We start from the raw sequence: 17340 nt of genomic DNA on the forward strand, positions 1-17340 counted from the left end.
TTTGACTTTTTTAAAATTTACAATCTTCCATCTGGATTTTGTAAAATTCCTTTGATGTCAAAAGTTACAGCATTTAAATTTGAAAAATCTAAATTTTTAAACTCATCATGAGCCACTGCCAACACCACAGCATCATAATTATTCAAATTTAAATTTTCTATTAAATTTAAATTATATTCCCTTAAAACTTCATTTTTATCAGCCCAAGGATCATAAACATCCACATTACAACCAAATTCTTTCAACTCTTTGACAACATCAATAACACGTGAATTTCTTATATCAGGACAATTTTCTTTGAATGTAATGCCAAGTATTAAAACTTTTGCTTTATTTATCTTTTTATCATGCTTTATCATAAGTTTTACAACTCTATTTGCAGCATATTTTCCCATATTGTCATTAATTCTTCTTCCTGCAAGTATTATTTCAGGATGATATCCAAGCTCTTGAGCCTTATGAGTTAAGTAGTATGGATCAACTCCAATACAGTGTCCACCAACTAGCCCAGGGTTAAATTTTAAAAAATTCCACTTTGTTCCAGCAGCCTTTAAAACCTCTGTTGTATCAATATGCATTTTCTCAAAAATCATAGCAAGCTCATTTACAAAAGCTATATTTATATCCCTTTGAGTATTTTCTATAACTTTTGCAGCTTCTGCAACTTTTATACTACTAGCTTTGAAAGTCCCTGCTTTTATAATGCTTGCATAAACATCATCAACTATATCGGCTACTTTTTTTGTTGAACCTGAAGTTATTTTTTTAATTTTTGTAATAGTATGTTCTTTATCTCCTGGATTTATTCTCTCTGGAGAATATCCACAAAAAAAGTCTTCATTAAATTTTAAATTTGAAAACTTTTCTAAAACTGGAACACACTCTTCTTCAGTGGCTCCTGGATAAACAGTGCTTTCATAAACAACGATATCACCTTTTTTAAGCACACTCCCAACACTTTGACTAGCTTTTAAAAGCGGTGTTAAATCTGGACGATTATTTTTATCAACTGGTGTTGGAACACTTACTATATAAAAATTACATTCTTTTATATCATCTATATTTGAACTAAGTTTCATTTTATTGTTAGTTATAGCGTTTTTAAGTTTTTCTAAGTCAATCTCAAGAGTCTTATCATTAAATTTATTTAACTCTTCCACTCTCTTTTCATTTACATCAAAACCTATAACTTTAAATTTATCACTGAAAGCTACAGCCAATGGAAGTCCAACATAGCCAAGCCCTATAACTGATATTTTAATACTCATCTTTTACTCCAATTTGAAAATATTTAAAACCATACTCTTTCATAATATTTGCATTATATTGATTTCTACCATCAAAAATTACAGGATTTTTAAGCCTTTGTTTTATTTCATAAAAATCAGGCGATCTAAACTCTTGCCATTCTGTTACTAATACCATACAATCAGCGCCATTTAAAGCATCATATTTATTTGATGCATAGATTATGTCCTTAAAAATTTTTTTAGCCTCATCTATTGCCTTTGGATCGTAAGCAATAACATTAACGCCATTTTTGATAAGTTCATTTATCAAAACAACTGAACTTGCCTCTCTCATGTCATCAGTATTTGGCTTAAAAGAAAGTCCCCATATAGCAACTTTTTTATCTTTTAAATTACCTTTGAAAAAACTATTTATCTTACTAAATAAAACTTTTTTTTGCTCTTTGTTTCTATTTTCTACAGAAAGCAAAAGACTAGGCTCAAAGCCATGTTCTTTTGAAGTGTAAATTAGCGCTTCAACATCTTTTGGAAAGCAGCTACCACCATATCCGCATCCTGGATAAATAAAACTATAGCCTATCCTTTTATCACTTCCTATACCTTTCCTAACAGCATTTATGTCGGCTCCTACTTTTTCACAAATTCCAGCTATTTCATTTATAAAACTAATTTTTGTAGCAAGCATAGAATTTGCTGCATATTTAGTCATTTCAGCACTTTTTGGATCCATTTTTATAAATCTATCACTGCTCATCATAAATGGAGAATAAAGTTCATGCATAATACTAAAAGTTTTATCGCTTCTAGCCCCAACTATAACCCTATCAGGCTTCATAAAATCTTCTATTGCAGCCCCCTCTTTTAAAAATTCAGGATTGCTTACAACTTCAAATTTAATATCTTTTTTTCTTTTTTGTAGTTCATTATTTATTACTTTTGTTACTTTTTCTGAAGTACCAACTGGAACAGTTGATTTATCCACTACTATAAGCTCATTATTCATCTTTTCGCCTATGCTTTTAGCGACTTCTAAAACATATTTTAAATCAGCTTGTCCATTTGATCCCATTGGTGTTCCAACAGCTATAAAAAATACCTTTGAGTCTTTTAAGGCATCCTCTATTTTCGTTGTAAATTTTAAAGTGCCATTTTCAAAACACTCATCAACTATCTCTTTAAGGCCAGGCTCATAAATTGGAATTTTTCCACTTTTAAGTAAATTTATTTTACTTTCATCAACATCGACACAGATAACATCATTACCCATTTTTGCAAAACAAGCACCACTTACAAGACCTACATATCCAGTTCCTATAATTGCTATTTTCATAATTTAATTTTCCTTTGTCTTGTAAAACTCAATATACCAATCGATAAAATTTGAAATTCCTTCTTTAATATCAGTATTTGGCTTATAGCCAAGCTCATTTTCTAAATCGCTTGTATCAGCATAAGTTGCAGCAACATCTCCTGGCTGCATAGGCAAAAAGTTCTTTTTAATAGTTTTATTAAGTTTTAACTCAATAGCCTTTATATAATCCATAAGCTCAACTGGAGCACTATTTCCTATATTATAAATTTTAAAAGGTGCTTTTGAAGTTGCAGGATCAGGATTTTTAGGATCCCAATTTTTATTTGGCTTTGCAGGATTATCAACAACTTTTATAATACCTTTTACAATGTCATCTATATATGTGAAATCTCTTTTCATATGGCCATTATTAAAAACATTAATACTTTTATCTTTTATAGCAGCATCAACAAATAAAAATAGTGCCATATCAGGTCTTCCCCAAGGTCCATATACCGTAAAGAACCTAAGCCCAGTTGTTGGCACATTAAACAAATGACTATAAGTATGAGCCATCATCTCGTTACTTTTTTTTGTTGCAGCATAAAGACTTATTGGATGATTTACGCTTTTGTGTTCGCTAAAAGGCATATCTTCATTTAATCCATAAACAGAACTTGAGCTTGCATAAACAAAGTTTTTAACACTGTAGTGTCTAGCACACTCGAGCAAATTTACAAATCCAACTATGTTACTATCTATGTACGCTTTTGGATTTTTTAGTGAGTACCTTACTCCAGCTTGTGCAGCTAAATTTACAATTACATCGAATTTATATTTTTCAAAAAGTAAATTTAAATTTTTACTATCTTCAAGTTCTCCTTTTATGAAGTGTAAATTTGAGTATTTTTTTGAAGTAATAACATCATTTTCTTTTATATCTTCTTTATCAAAACCTAAAAATTCTAATCTTTTGTATTTTAAATTTACATCATAATAGTCATTTATATTATCAAATCCATATACTTCATCACCTCTTTTTGCTAATTTTTGTGATAAATGAAAGCCGATAAATCCAGCTGTTCCTGTTATAAAAATTCTCATAATTTAACCTTTTAGAATAAAATTTTTGTCTATTTTACCTTATTTTAGATAAGTAATTACTTTTTTAAACATAATTTTTAGTTTAATTTAGTAAAATATAAGCTTTAAATGGGAAATTTATGAAAATAGCAATAGTAAGACTTTCAGCACTTGGAGATATTGTTCAAACTTCTATAGTTCTTCAATTTATAAAAAAGTATTATGAAAATGCTCAAATTGATTGGGTTTGTGAAGAAAGATTTTCAAATATTTTAGAAAATTGCAAACTTATAAATAAAGTTATTAAAATTAACTTAAAAAATAAGCAGTTTATAAAAAGTTATAAAATTTTAAAAAATGCAAGAAAAAATAGTTATGACTTAGCAATTGACTTTCAAGGTCTTATAAAATCTGCTTTGGTTGCGAAGCTAATTTGTAAAAATGTAGCTGGTTTTGACAAAAATAGCATTAGAGAAAGTTTTGCAAGTTATTTTTATACAAAGAAAATCTATTCACCTTATGAAGAAAATGTTATAATAAGATATCTAACACTTACTTCAAAAACTTTAAATTTTAGCTTTTCAAAGGATGAAATCTTAGATAAATCACCTTGTTTTACTATTAATTCAAAAAATGAAAAAAAAGATATCTTAATCATAATAGGCTCTAGCCAAAACGCAAAAATTTATGATGTAAATCTACAAGTTGAACTAATTAATATTTTAAAAAATAAAGGATATGAAATTTATATATCCTATGGAAAAGGTGAAGAAAATTTAGCTAATTTTATAAGTAATAAAATAGAAGTAAAAAAAATATCAAATTTAAGCCTAAAAGATTTATGCAATGAAATATCAAATTTTAAACTTGTAATAGGACCAGATGCTGGACCAACACACTTAGCTTGGGCATTAAATGTCAAATCAATCACTATTTTTGGATACACGCCATATTACAGAAATACATACCAAACAGATATAAATTTAACAATTCATAGTGGTAAAAAAATAGATGCAAAAAATCTAAATAAGAGTGATTTTTGTATAAACGAGATAAAACCTATCAAAATAGCAAATTTAGCAACAAGGCTTTTAAATGGATAAAATTTATCTGATTTTATTTTACACCCTTTGGTTCATAGTAAAAATTTTGCCAGAATTTGCGCTAAAAGGCTTTTCAAATTTAATAGGAATTTTAGCTTTTTATATAGATAAAAAACATAAAAAAATAGTTCTTACAAATTTAGATATGTGCTTTGAAAATACTTTAACAAGAGAAGAAAAATTAAAAATTGCAAAAAACACATATAGAAATTTTGCAAGATTTGGAATTGATTTTATAAAAAATCAAAACTCTACAAAAGATAAAATTTTAAATAAAGTAGTTTTTAAAAATGAAGAAATTTTTATAAATGTTTTAAATAGTGATAGGCCAATAATAGTTCAAACTGCTCATTTTGGAAATTGGGAGCTTTTTAGCCTCGCAATTGCAGCTAAATTTGGTCCTGTAAGCATAGTAGGAAGAGCACTTGATAGCAAATCAATGGATAAAATTTTAGTTAAAAATAGAACTCAATTTAACATAGAATTAATAGAAAAAAGTGGTGCCGCAAGGGGGGTTTTAAAAGCTTTAAAAAACAAAAGAGCAGTAGGTATACTAACCGATCAAAATACTGCAAAAAAAGATGGAATAAAAATAAGCTTTTTTAATAAAAAAGCCTTGCATACTCCTGCAGCTTCTATATTTGCACAAAAAACAAATGCTTTAATAATTCCAGCTTTTATTTATAAAAATAATGATAAAAAAGATGAAATTTGCTTTTTTGAGCCAATTGATATAAAAAAATTTGATAAAAACGAAGCTATTTTAAAAGCAACACAACTTCAAGCCGATATAACCGAAAAAATAATAAGATTTAAGCCTGATGAGTATTTTTGGTTTCATAAAAGATTTAAACATTTTTATGAGGAAATTTATGAATAAACTAAGCATAGTAATTTTAACATTTAATAGCGAAAAATACTTAAAAGAAGTTTTAGAAAGCTCCAAATTTGCAGATGAAATTTTAGTTATAGATAATGGCTCAAGCGATAAAACGAAAGAAATTTGTCAAAATTACAATGTTAAATTCATACACCAAAAATGGCTTGGTTTTGGAAAGCAGAAAAAATTTGGTGTAAATAGCACAAACAATGAATGGGTTTTTGTGCTTGATAGCGATGAAGTTATAACAAAAGAACTTGAAAAAGAGATAAAACAAATTTTAGAAAATCCAAAATTTATGGCTTATAGGGTTTCAAGGCTTAATTTTTTCTTTGGAAAAGCTATCAGAAAAATGGGTCTTTATCCTGATTATTCAATTAGGCTTTTCAATAAAAAATTTGCAAATTTTAATGAAAAAGAAGTTCACGAAAGTGTTGAGTTTAAAGATAAAAATAATAAATATGGAAAACTGAAAAATTATTTTAAGCATTACGCCTATGAAAATATAGAAGAATTTATACTTAAACAAAACAAATATTCAACTCTTGGTGCTAAAAAAAACTACCTTAAAGCTTTTTTAAATCCAAAATGGACGTTTTTTAAACTTTTTGTCTTAAAGGGAGGATTTTTAGAAGGTTATAAAGGATATATTATCTCAAAACTTTATTCACAATATACTTTTTGGAAATATGTAAAATGAAAATTTTAATTATAAAATTTAGAAATATTGGAGATGTTTTACTATCAACACCTTTAATTGAAAATTTAAAAATAAAATATCCGGATGCAAAGATTGGATTTGCTCTAAATAAAGGTTGTGAAGCTATGATCACACAAAACCCAAACGTTAACAAAATCCATATCTATGATAGAAATAAATTGAAAAAAATGAGTTTTTTAAAAAGAATTTTTTCTGAGATAGACTTTGCAAAAGAGATAAAAAAAGAAAAATACGATATAGCTATAAATTTAACTAGTGGCGATAGAGGTATTTTAATAGCCAAATTTGCAAATATAAAAAAAATAATAGGAATAAAAGGTAAAAACCAACTAATAAGCAAATTTATAACCGATGAAGTACCAAAATTTAAAGGATTTAGGCATGTTGTTGAGCAAAATTTAGATGCATTAAAGACGCTAAATTTTGAACCTTTTTCTAAAAAAGTTAGTGTTTATAGCAATGAAAATGTAGATTTTTTATATCTACCTAAAAAATTTATACATATTCATCCTACATCAAGATGGATGTTTAAATGTATAAATGATAATATGATGGCCAAAGTAATTGATTTATGTGAAAAAGAACTAGGTATAAAAATAGTTTTAACCGCTGATAAAAATGAGTCTGAAATGAAGAAAATAAATAGTATCTTATCACTTTGCAAAAGTAAACCAATAAATCTGGCAGGGAAACTAAATTTAAAGCAAATAGTAACACTCTCTAAAAAATCATCCTTATATATAGGAGTTGATACTGCCATTATGCATATTGCAGCTGCAAATGATGTGCCTTGTATAGCATTTTTTGGACCAAGTGGAGCCTTTGAGTGGGGCCCATGGGATAACTCTTTAACAAAGAGTGCCTATACTAAAAAAAATGGAATTCAAAAAATGGGAAAACACATAGTTATTCAAAAAAATTGGGATTGTGTTCCATGCGGAAATGATGGCTGCAATGGTAGTAAAATAAGCAAATGCTTAATGGAATTTGAAAAAGAGTTTTTATCTAGTTTTAAAAATTTAATTAAGAAAAAACTTGATCCGGCTACTTTTTAAGGCTTGAATAAATTTTTCCTAAAAATGCATTTGAAAAAATAAAAAGAGTTTTTTTAAGCCAAGCCTCATCTTTTTTAACAGCTATTCTTTTAATATGCTCTAGCTTTTTATCGCTTAAATTTATGCCTCTTTGTGTTGTATAAAACATCTCATAGCCATTATCTTTTGCTATATTTATATAGCTATCATCAAATTTTCCTCTTGGCCAGCAAAGTTGATTATCATTAAATCCAAGACGTTTTTTAAACACTTCTTTGCATAAAACTATCTCATCTTCTAAGCTATTTTTTTTAAAATAGTTATCAAAATGTCCGTGTGTATGAGAACGAAAGTCAAAAACATCACTCATTTTTTCAACTTCATCCCAGTTTAAAAAAAGTGCAGCAGGATTTTTAGGCGCAGCTTTTTTAGCCTCTTTGTGAGAAAGTGGCAAAAAATCAGTTTTATTTATAGAGTTTTGGTTGCTAGCAGCTTCTATCCAACCACTTACTAAAAATAAAGTTGCTTTTAAATCATATTTTTTTAAAATAGGATAGGCATAATAAAAATTATCTCTCCATCCATCATCAAAGGTTATTAAAATGCTTTTTTTTGGAAGAGTGATTTCGCCTTTTTTATAAAGGTAAAACTCATTTGAGGTAATTGCTTTATATCCATTTTTTGATAAATATCTTATCTGGGACTCAAACTCACAAACGCTACTTGTTATGAAACCACTTTTTGGTAAGACATGATGATACATTAAAATCGGAATTGTCATTTTAGGCTTCTTTTAAAAAAATCTATATTTGTTGATAAAATGAAATTCTCCTATTTTATAAAAGGTAAAAAATTATACAGTATAATTATATAAAAGTCAAAAAGGTGCTATATGTTTTATTTGCTCATTTTTATATTTTTTTATCCCATATTAAAAATAATAAGTATATTTAGAAAAAAATATAATAAAACTTTGGTTATACAAAACGCAGTTATAGGTGATTATGCAAATTCAAGCATTATTTTTGAAAAAATAAAACCATTTGATATTGTTTTAAATAAAACAAATTTAGCATTTGCAAATTATGACAATAGAATAATAAATAAATTTCCAATAGACGACTACAAAAATAAAAAATTTGGAAAATTGAAATTAGCATTTATATTATTTTTAAATAATTACTCAAATGTTTATATACTAACACCAAATTCTTTAAATTTATTTTTAGGGAAATTTACTATGGCAGAAAATATTGTTACGATACAACCAAGTTTATCAAAATTTAAATTTTTATCCATTGGAACCAAAAGAGTTAATCATTCAACAAATAATTTAACAACTACAACTTATTTAAAAATGGTAAATGCAGAAAATGAAAAATATGAAAAATGTATACAAAATCCATATTTTATACCAAAAAATAAAAAAATAAAAGATGATAAAATTTTTAAAATTGGCATAAGTCTTAGTGCTGGAAATAAAATGAAAACACCTCCAATACAAACTTGGAATAAGATATTTGAAATATTAACTAAATTTAATTGTGAAATTTATATTTTTGGTATAAAAAATGAAGATGAATTGCTAAAACAAATAGAGTTGAAAAATAACATAGTTATAAATTTTGTAAATCAAATAGAGTTAAGAGAACTGCCTTTTTGTATATCTTTGCTTAACTTATACATATCATCAGATACTGGAAACTACTATATAGCAGACACAATGAAAATACCAACAATATGCCTAATGGGTCCTTGTTTTTCAAGTGAGCAAAGAGGCACTTATAAATCTTTAATAATAAACTCGAAACTAAAACCAATAAGCTCAGTTTTTAAAACAGTAAGAGACATTGATGCTAAAAAATACTTTGTGTTAAGCCAAGATGATGAAAAAAATATATACGACTTTATCTATAGTTTGAATAAAAATTTAAAATAGACTTTGAAAAATTTTCAAAACTAAAAGTATTTATTATATTAAAATCAATTTCTTTATTTTTTGGTTTTTCTATTTTTAAAAGAAGGTTATGTAAATCATTAGCTGTTCTATTTACAATATAAAAATCATCTTTTTTTGAAGAGATATTGTAAATTTCATTTATAACATTTATATTAGAAAATATAACGCCCAAACCATAACTTAAAGCTTCAATTACAACTCTTGGAAGCCCTTCATTTTCCGAAAAACCAAGTATATAGTCAAATTTTGGATAAATTTCATCCATATTTTCTACAAAGCCTAAATTTACAACAAGACCATTCTTTATTAAAATATCTAATTTGTCTTTTGTCTTTTTTTCAAAGCTACCACTTCCAGCAATATATAATCTTAAATCATCTCTATTTAAATTTAACATTGCATCAAAAACCAAATCATGTCCTTTTAGCTTTAAAAAATTTGCTGGCATTATAATAGAAATTTCTTCAAATTTATCTATTTTTTTATAGTTTTGTTTTTTAAAAACTGGATTATAAATAACACAATTATCAAATTTTAAATACTTATTATAAAATTCAAAAGTAGATTTTGAAACTGAAATAGCTTTAAAGATATTTTTATTTAATATATTAGTATCAAATTTATCCAATGGTGAATTTTTTCTTAAATGTTGGATAACTTTTATTCCCAAATCATTAGCCGCACTTATATATGAAAGGTTTGCAGAAAAATGATTGTTTAGATGAATGAAATCAAACTTATTATTTTCCAAAAGCATTCTTTTAGCAAATCTTAAATCATACTCGTATCTTTTTTTCTTAATTAATTTTTTACAAAATATTCTAAAAATTTCTCTTTTAAATTTTGATATTTCAAATTTTGGCTTATTAAATTTTATAATTTTTATCTCTTTTTCTCTCATGATGTCAAGTATTTTTTTATCTTTTACCATATAATTGTTTTCAAAATATACAAATACATCATAAATACCAGTTTTTTTTAATGCCTCTATTAAATATAAAAGACTTTTTGTTCCTCCACCATACTCTATGCCGGTATCGATAAATAAAATTTTTTTTATACCAAATCCTTTAATACTACATATATCTCTTTTGCCGAAATTTGAAGCATGCACTTTTGATATTTGCATCTTTTTCCCAAGCAAGGATTACAAGTTCGATCTTTTTTTACAAATTTATGTATCTCTTTATCAAAATCAGGATTTGATGCTTTAGGATCAGCAACAGCAAATAAAGCAATAGTTGGAGTTTTTAAAGCGGCTGCTATGTGAAGTGGTCCAGTATCAGGAGTTACTAAAATATCAAGCCTATCAATTAAAGCCGCAGCTTGTCTTATATTAAAAATGCCTGCTAAATTTAAAACCCTATTTTTATCTTTTATTTTTTTCATAAAAGCGTTGGTTAAAATTTTATCTTTATTGCTTCCTGTAAGAATTATTTTATAACTATCATTTTGTAAAATTAATTTAGCCAATTCAACCCAGCGCTCTAAAAACCACTGCCTTGAAACTGTACTAGCCCCCATTTGAAAGCCAATATATTTTGTTTTATCATCTTTTTTTAAAATTTCATCAACACTCCCATAGTCTTTTTTATCTAAAAAAAGCTGCATTCTAGTGTTTTGATTTTTTATACCAACAAACTCTAAATATTTAAGTCTATATTTTACAACATAGTCTTTTACTTCTAGTTTTTTTGGCAAATTAGAATGAAATTTATTAAACTCGTTTTTATCATTGTGAAGTTTAAATATATATTTAGCACCACTTAATACTGCTAATGGTGTTGCTTGTGGCTCATTTGAGTGAAGTATAAAAACTATATCTATTTTTTTTGATCTTAAAATTTTAGCTGTTTTTAAAAAATATTTCCACTTGCCATTATAAGTTATAATCTCATCTAAGTTTTTATCATCTTTAAAAAGATCAGAATTATTTTGATTTAACAAAGCTATTGTTTTAATATTTGGAAAATTTTCTTTAAAAGCACGAAAAACAGGGGTATTAAAAAGAGTGTCGCCAATTGCAGTATTGCTAAAAAAACAAACGGTTTTAAAATCATCTTTTACCAAATCTGTTTTTATAGTTTTTTTATTTTTTATCAAAAAATTAACTAAAATTTCATAAAGACTCATATAATTTTTCCGTATCTTTAATCATCTTCTCAATACTAAAGTTTTTAATCACATATTCTCTTCCAAATTTTGCAAATCTATCTCTTAAGTCTTTATTTAAAATCAACTCTTTAAGAGCTTTTTTCAACGCTTCTTTATTTCCATTTTCAAAAAGTAATCCACTTTTTTTATCGCAAACAGACTCACCAAGTCCACCAACATTACTTGCAATAGTGGCAACTTCGCAACTTGATGCCTCAAGAATAACTCCGCCAATTGCTTCCATATTTGATGGAAGAACTAATATATCCATTGAACCTAAAAATTCATTTACATCATTTCTATTGCCAAGCATAAAAATATTTTTTTTATCTTTTGTCAAATTTTGTAAATTTTCTTTTTGTGGCCCATCTCCAACTATAAATAAAGCACTATTTTCTATATTTAACTCATTAAAGGCCTCTATTAAAAGCTTATGATTTTTAGCAGCTCTAAGAACAGCAACTATGACTATGCAAACAGTATCATCACTTAAACTAAACTCTTTTTTTAAATTTATACTAAAATTAGGCGTATATTTATTTGTATCAATGCCTGTATATATCCTTGTAACTATCTCTTTTTTAACGCCTCTTTTTATCAAGTCATCACAAACTGCTTGGCAAACACCTACAACTTTTGTATTTAAATTATAAGTGAAAGGTGAAGTTATGGGAAGTTGTAAATGCCTAGTTCTTACAACTTTAATCTTACATATCTTTCCAACAATAGCCCCAATTATCCCATCTTTTCCTGAATGAGTTGATATGATATCAATTTTATTTTTTTTAACAAATTTGCATATTTTTATAATTTCAAAAAGATTATAAACTTTTTTTAAATTAAACTCAACAAACTCACAATCAATATCTTTTAAAAGACTTTTTGAACCTTTATTGAGCCCATAAAATACTCTAAATTTATTTTTATCAAGTCCGTTTATAACTCTTTGGGTTCTATGTTCTTGCCCACCAAAACCAAGAGAGCTTTCAAGCTCTAAAATATTTATCATAAAAATTCCTTTAAAATCATATCGAAAATTAGCTTATTATCTACATTTTCAGCTAGCTTTGTTTCATCTTGCAAAGCTATACATTTTGCATTTGTATATATCGGCTTCCAACGATTCATATCTGTTTTTCCGAAAATTATCAATGTATTTACACCAATTGCTGGAGCTATATGTGCAATGCCACCATCCAATGTAATTAAAAACTTAGCAAATTGCAGATAGGAAATCAATTCATTTAGGCTATTTGTTTTTAAATATTCTACGCTAACTTTTTTTGATATATCACTAGCAAAATTATCATCTTCTGCTGTTATTATAATATTATTATATTTTGTTTTTAAAAATTTTAAAATTTCACAAATTTTATCTTTACTTATTTTATTTTTTTTGACTCTAGATGAAACATGAAAAAAAATAAAATCTTTATATTTTTCATTTTTTATACTAAAATTTAAAAAAGTTTTTTCTCCACCATAATAAATTTCTAAAGGCTTTAAAATTTCAAAACAAATTTTTGCTTCATTTATGTTAGTATAAGGAATTTTATCAGTTATAAAATTTGCTTCTTTGTTTTCATCAACTCCAATTACTCTTTTAGCTTTTGAAATTTTTGCAAAAAGTCCGGCATATTTTGAATATGAGCTTCTAAAAATGATACAAATGTCATATTTTTCTTTTTTTATTTCGTATAAAATCTTTCCTTTTTTTAAAAAAGCTATTACCTTGTCTAAAAATTTATTTTTATGCTTTGTTTTGGTATAAATATAAATTCTGTCTAAAAAAGGATTATTTTTAACAACAAAAGAGTTTAAACTATTTACTACTATATCAATTTTAGAATCTGGATACTTCTTTCTTATAGCTTCAATTGCTGGTGTAGTACATACTAAATCGCCAATATTATCATTTCTTATTAACAAAATTTTCAATAACATACTCTAATTCTTATTTTATAAAATCTTTTTACAATCTAAAAATTTTTTATACAATTTTTAACTGAAATTGCTAAAATTATTCCAAACATCATATAAAAAAATTTCGCTTCTGTATCTCCAAAAAAACTTCCGAAACACAAATTCACAATAAACCCAATGCCGCCGAAAAACATCGTAAAGCCAAACATTGAAGTAGCATTGTTAATATTATTTTTTATAAGACTATAACTTTTTTTTAAAAAATAAATCCAAAAAGATAAAAATAACATTAAACCAAAAATTCCTAAAGAAAATAGTATTCCAAGAAATTCATTATGCACTTGTGAATATACTGAAAAAGGTTGATTTTCTTTTGAGTTTAATTTTACAATATTTTTACCATACAAAAATCTACCATAGCCAGTTGGCTCAAAAGGATGATTCGAACTGTATATAATAGCGGCTTTCCACATAGAAATACGAGATGAAATAGAGTAATCCAAATTTAATTTTTTATACTCTTTACCCATTTCATTTGGTGCTTTTTTCATTAAGGCTATATAGTTATTTGATGCCTTAAGGTTGTATCTATGACTAAAGTTATGCGAGTTTAAATATACTCCAATTATAAAAATTATAAAAAATAAAATAGTTAAAACTTTTATGAGACGAGATTTTATAGTTGCAAAAGCAATCAAAATTACCATACATAATGCTGCTAAATACCCAGCTCTAGTATGAGTAGAAAACATACTAAGAATAGATAAAAGAAAAAACATAGCTCCTATAAATTTATTTTTATATAAAAAAATTGCTATAGAAGCAGATATTGCAAAGCTAGTCCAAATAGCAAATCTTTCACCACCACCTTTATTTATATAGCCATCTAATAATCCACCAGTTCTAACATTAAAACTAAAATCAGCTAAATACCAAGTATATAAATTTATAATAGTGTGAATAAATAAAATTGTTATGATAGAATAAATATAAGGCGTAATTTTATCTATAGAATAAATACTAAAAAATAAAAACACTACAATCATAACAAAAACATTTCTTACAAGTTCTTTATTTACCTCTTTTAAACTTGCTTTTATATCAATCGAATAGAACAACGATAAATAAGCTAAAACAATAAATGCAAACAATATAACTAAAAGCCACTTAATTTTTAAAAGATTTTTAAAATCAACCTTTTTAAAATCCGCAATAGCCAATAATAGCAAAAATAAAACCAAAGAAAAGCTTTGAATTGCAGCTGTATGAGCTATTGGTAAAACAAAAATATAAACGCTAAAAAAAAATAATTTTAAATATTGAATATATTCGCCTTTTATTACCTTATCCAAAAACAATCTCCTAATTATAAATATTTAATTATATGGTTAAATTCTTAAAAACTTATAAATTATGATAAAATAGTCTCCATGAAAAAAATAATATTCTTGCGAGCCAATCCAAATGCAATTGGTGGGGCTGAAAACTATCTAAAAAGATTAGCAAATGCTCTAAAAAATAGTGATATAAATAGCGAAATTCGTTCATTTAAAGGAAATCAAAAAATTAGCTCATGGAAAAAAGCTTTAAAATTTAACAACCAAGTTTACAGAGAAAAAAAAGAAGATGAGTTTTATTTTAGTCTTGAAAGAGTTAAATGTGCCGATATTTACAGAGCTGGAGACGGAGTTCATAAGGTATATAGAAAATTAAAAAAAATTTGGTGGTTTAATCCATTAAATTTCGTTTATCCATATCTTGAGAAAAAATGCTTTGAAAATTCAAAAAAAATCATTACAAATTCAAATTTGATAAAAGAACAAATTGTCTCAACATATAACATAGACAAAAATAAAATTATAACAATCTATAATGGTGTAAATTTGCCAGAAATAGTTAATAAATCAAATAAAAAAATACAAATTTGTAAAGAATTTAGTTTAGATGAAAAAAAGCCTTTGTTTTTATTTGTTGGAAGTGGCTTTAAAAGAAAAGGGGTAAGGGAATTTCTAGAAATTTTATCAAAATTTCCAAATAATTATAATGCCATAATTATTGGAAATGATAAAAATATAAAAAAATATAAAAAAATAGCATTAAAATTAAGAATAAATGCAATATTTTTAGGATCTAGAAAAGACGTATCAAGGTTTTATGAAGCAAGTGATTTTTTTATCTTTCCAACACATTATGAACCGTTTTCAAATGTTATATTGGAAGCGTTAAGTTATGGATGTGTGTGTTTTACAACAAAGCAAAATGGTGCAAGTGAAATTCTAGACGATCAATTTGTAATGAATCATCCAACAGATTTTAAAATTTTAGACACAATTAAAAAATTTGTTGATGATAAATCTATATTTGAAAAACAGAGTAAAGAAAATATACAAAAAGCTAAAAATTTTAGCATAGAAAAGAATGCAAGCTTAACCATGAAGGTAATTTATGAAAATATTTATTGAGCTTCCAACTTGGCTAGGTGATGCTGTAATGAGCACTTTAGCCATAGAAAATATAACCTTAAATTTCCCAAATGCAAAAATAACTTTTTTTGGCTCTTTTGCCTCAACTTCTCTTTTTACAAATCATCCAAACTTAGAAAAAATTATAATTGATGATAGTAAAAAAACTAAATGCAGACTTTTCAACTTAGCAAAAACTTTTGTAAATTTACCAAAATTTGACATTGCAATAAGTTTTAGAAGTCATTTTGCAACAAAATTTGGCTTTTTATTTTTAAAAGCTAATAAAAAAATTATTTTTAATAAAAATATAAAAACAACACATCAAGCTGAAAAATATGAAAAATTTATAAATGATTTTTTAGGAATAAAAGCAAAAAATAATAAATTAAAATTATATTTTAAGCCAAATATTTTTAAAAAACCAACACTTGGACTAAATCCAGGAGCAAGCTATGGAAGTGCTAAAAGATGGTATCCAGAGTATTTTGCAGAAGTTGGGATTGCACTTAAAGATAAATATGATATTATAATTTTTGGAGGAAAAAACGAAGAAAAAATATGTAACGAAATTTCTAATATTTTATCAGAGAATAAAATTAATCATAAAAATTTATGCGCAAAGACATCTATTGAAGAGTTGTGCCAAAATATAGCTGGGCTTTCTTTATTTATTACAAATGACAGTGGTCCTATGCATATCGCAGCTAGCTATAAAGTTCCTACGATAGCACTTTTTGGACCAACTAAATTTAATGAAACATCTCCTTATGGAAATCAAAAGGCAAAAATACTACATTTAAATTTAGACTGTATGCCTTGTATGAAAAGAGAATGTCCTTTAAAAACTCATGAATGCATGAAAAATCTAACCCCAAGAATGGTGATAGAATGTATAAATAAAAATTTTAATTTTTCATAGCATCATCAATTGCTTGACAAATAGTATGTCCCATAAAAATATGCATCTCTTGAATTCTTGCAGTATCATTTGATGGAACGACTAAGTTTAAATCACAACATCCATTCATCTCTCCACCGCCTTTTCCACTAAATCCAATAGTTTTTATACCATTTTTTTTTGCATACTCCAAAGCATTTATGACATTTTTGCTATTGCCACTTGTAGAAATCGCAATTAAAATATCATCTTTTCGCCCAAGTCCTGCAAGCTGTCTTGCAAAGACATAGTCAAATCCATAGTCATTGCCAATGGCTGTTAAAGCCGATGTATCAGTTGTCAAAGCAATACCAGGAAGGGGATTTCTCTCACTTTTATATCGCCCTGTTAGCTCAGCTGCTATATGTTGGGCATCTGCTGCACTTCCACCATTGCCACATAAAAAAACTTTGGAGTCGTTTTTTATAGCTTCAACAACCATTTCGCAAGCTCTGTTTAGCTCATCAATCAAACTATTTTTAAACTCACTTGCTGTTTTTAAATGTGAGTCAATCTCCCTTAAAATCATCTCTTTCATT

At 26.3% G+C, this 17340-nt stretch carries 17 protein-coding genes; 7 read left to right on the forward strand and 10 right to left on the reverse strand.

What is annotated here, in order from left to right; translation table 11 throughout:
• Positions 1-17 precede the first annotated feature (17 nt).
• The 3 genes from O6B72_RS03760 to O6B72_RS03770 are packed head-to-tail and all read right to left on the reverse strand — an operon-like array spanning position 18 to position 3645.
• A complete protein-coding gene (locus O6B72_RS03760; protein WP_180753829.1) occupies positions 18-1268 on the reverse strand; it encodes a nucleotide sugar dehydrogenase in 1251 nt (416 codons plus the stop codon).
• Positions 1258-2580: a UDP-glucose dehydrogenase family protein gene (locus O6B72_RS03765; protein WP_269492257.1), complete on the reverse strand. Its 1323-nt coding sequence runs from the start codon at positions 2578-2580 to the stop codon at positions 1258-1260. The genes O6B72_RS03760 and O6B72_RS03765 overlap by 11 nt, the downstream gene beginning before the upstream one ends.
• Before the next feature lie 3 nt (positions 2581-2583).
• Complete coding sequence (locus tag O6B72_RS03770; RefSeq protein WP_258298618.1) at positions 2584-3645, reverse strand: NAD-dependent epimerase; 1062 nt, start codon at positions 3643-3645, stop codon at positions 2584-2586.
• 119 nt (positions 3646-3764) lie between these two features.
• Here O6B72_RS03770 and waaC point away from each other — a divergent pair, with 119 nt between their 5' ends.
• From waaC to rfaQ, 4 genes are read left to right on the forward strand one after another with little or no spacing between them, the layout of a single operon-like run.
• Complete coding sequence (waaC, locus tag O6B72_RS03775) at positions 3765-4727, forward strand: lipopolysaccharide heptosyltransferase I (RefSeq protein ID WP_269492258.1); 963 nt, start codon at positions 3765-3767, stop codon at positions 4725-4727.
• Positions 4720-5607 (forward strand): lipid A biosynthesis lauroyl acyltransferase, encoded by an 888-nt coding sequence (locus O6B72_RS03780; protein ID WP_269492259.1) that lies wholly within the window; start codon positions 4720-4722, stop codon positions 5605-5607. Before waaC ends, O6B72_RS03780 begins: the two co-directional genes overlap by 8 nt.
• Positions 5600-6307, forward strand: coding sequence for a glycosyltransferase family 2 protein (locus O6B72_RS03785; RefSeq protein WP_269492260.1), 708 nt, complete (start codon positions 5600-5602; stop codon positions 6305-6307). The genes O6B72_RS03780 and O6B72_RS03785 overlap by 8 nt, the downstream gene beginning before the upstream one ends.
• Positions 6304-7383 (forward strand): putative lipopolysaccharide heptosyltransferase III, encoded by a 1080-nt coding sequence (gene rfaQ, locus O6B72_RS03790; RefSeq protein WP_269492261.1) that lies wholly within the window; start codon positions 6304-6306, stop codon positions 7381-7383. The genes O6B72_RS03785 and rfaQ overlap by 4 nt, the downstream gene beginning before the upstream one ends.
• Here the strand turns inward: rfaQ and O6B72_RS03795 are convergent.
• Positions 7373-8143 carry a polysaccharide deacetylase family protein gene (locus tag O6B72_RS03795; protein ID WP_024962494.1) on the reverse strand — a complete coding sequence of 257 codons (771 nt, stop codon included), beginning with the start codon at positions 8141-8143 and terminating at the stop codon, positions 7373-7375. The two genes, rfaQ and O6B72_RS03795, sit on opposite strands and share 11 nt — an antisense overlap.
• Positions 8144-8254: 111 nt before the next feature.
• Between O6B72_RS03795 and O6B72_RS03800 the strand changes: the two genes are divergently transcribed.
• The gene (locus O6B72_RS03800) at positions 8255-9301 is read left to right on the forward strand and encodes a glycosyltransferase family 9 protein (protein WP_269492262.1); all 1047 of its coding nucleotides are present in this window, start codon (positions 8255-8257) and stop codon (positions 9299-9301) included.
• Here the strand turns inward: O6B72_RS03800 and O6B72_RS03805 are convergent.
• The 5 genes from O6B72_RS03805 to O6B72_RS03825 are packed head-to-tail and all read right to left on the reverse strand — an operon-like array spanning position 9270 to position 14751.
• On the reverse strand, positions 9270-10451 hold the full coding sequence (locus O6B72_RS03805) for a glycosyltransferase family 4 protein (protein WP_269492263.1): 1182 nt from the start codon (positions 10449-10451) through the stop codon (positions 9270-9272). The two genes, O6B72_RS03800 and O6B72_RS03805, sit on opposite strands and share 32 nt — an antisense overlap.
• Positions 10379-11455 carry a glycosyltransferase family 9 protein gene (locus O6B72_RS03810; RefSeq protein ID WP_156846737.1) on the reverse strand — a complete coding sequence of 359 codons (1077 nt, stop codon included), beginning with the start codon at positions 11453-11455 and terminating at the stop codon, positions 10379-10381. The genes O6B72_RS03805 and O6B72_RS03810 overlap by 73 nt, the downstream gene beginning before the upstream one ends.
• On the reverse strand, positions 11442-12485 hold the full coding sequence (locus tag O6B72_RS03815) for a glycosyltransferase family 4 protein (RefSeq protein WP_101637564.1): 1044 nt from the start codon (positions 12483-12485) through the stop codon (positions 11442-11444). The genes O6B72_RS03810 and O6B72_RS03815 overlap by 14 nt, the downstream gene beginning before the upstream one ends.
• Positions 12482-13420 carry a glycosyltransferase family 9 protein gene (locus tag O6B72_RS03820; RefSeq protein WP_269492264.1) on the reverse strand — a complete coding sequence of 313 codons (939 nt, stop codon included), beginning with the start codon at positions 13418-13420 and terminating at the stop codon, positions 12482-12484. The genes O6B72_RS03815 and O6B72_RS03820 overlap by 4 nt, the downstream gene beginning before the upstream one ends.
• Positions 13421-13455: 35 nt before the next feature.
• The gene (locus tag O6B72_RS03825; RefSeq protein ID WP_269492265.1) at positions 13456-14751 is read right to left on the reverse strand and encodes an O-antigen ligase family protein; all 1296 of its coding nucleotides are present in this window, start codon (positions 14749-14751) and stop codon (positions 13456-13458) included.
• A 78-nt stretch (positions 14752-14829) separates the two neighbouring features.
• Between O6B72_RS03825 and O6B72_RS03830 the strand changes: the two genes are divergently transcribed.
• Together O6B72_RS03830 and waaF are read left to right on the forward strand one after the other, a co-directional pair.
• The gene (locus O6B72_RS03830; RefSeq protein ID WP_269483470.1) at positions 14830-15861 is read left to right on the forward strand and encodes a glycosyltransferase family 4 protein; all 1032 of its coding nucleotides are present in this window, start codon (positions 14830-14832) and stop codon (positions 15859-15861) included.
• On the forward strand, positions 15845-16783 hold the full coding sequence (waaF, locus tag O6B72_RS03835) for a lipopolysaccharide heptosyltransferase II (RefSeq protein ID WP_269492266.1): 939 nt from the start codon (positions 15845-15847) through the stop codon (positions 16781-16783). The genes O6B72_RS03830 and waaF overlap by 17 nt, the downstream gene beginning before the upstream one ends.
• Here the strand turns inward: waaF and gmhA are convergent.
• On the reverse strand, positions 16770-17339 hold the full coding sequence (gene gmhA / locus O6B72_RS03840) for a D-sedoheptulose 7-phosphate isomerase (protein ID WP_180753828.1): 570 nt from the start codon (positions 17337-17339) through the stop codon (positions 16770-16772). The two genes, waaF and gmhA, sit on opposite strands and share 14 nt — an antisense overlap.
• Position 17340 lies beyond the last annotated feature (1 nt).

The organism is Campylobacter ureolyticus, assembly GCF_027277485.1.
In the GTDB taxonomy this organism is placed as follows: Bacteria; Campylobacterota; Campylobacteria; order Campylobacterales; family Campylobacteraceae; genus Campylobacter_B; species Campylobacter_B ureolyticus_B.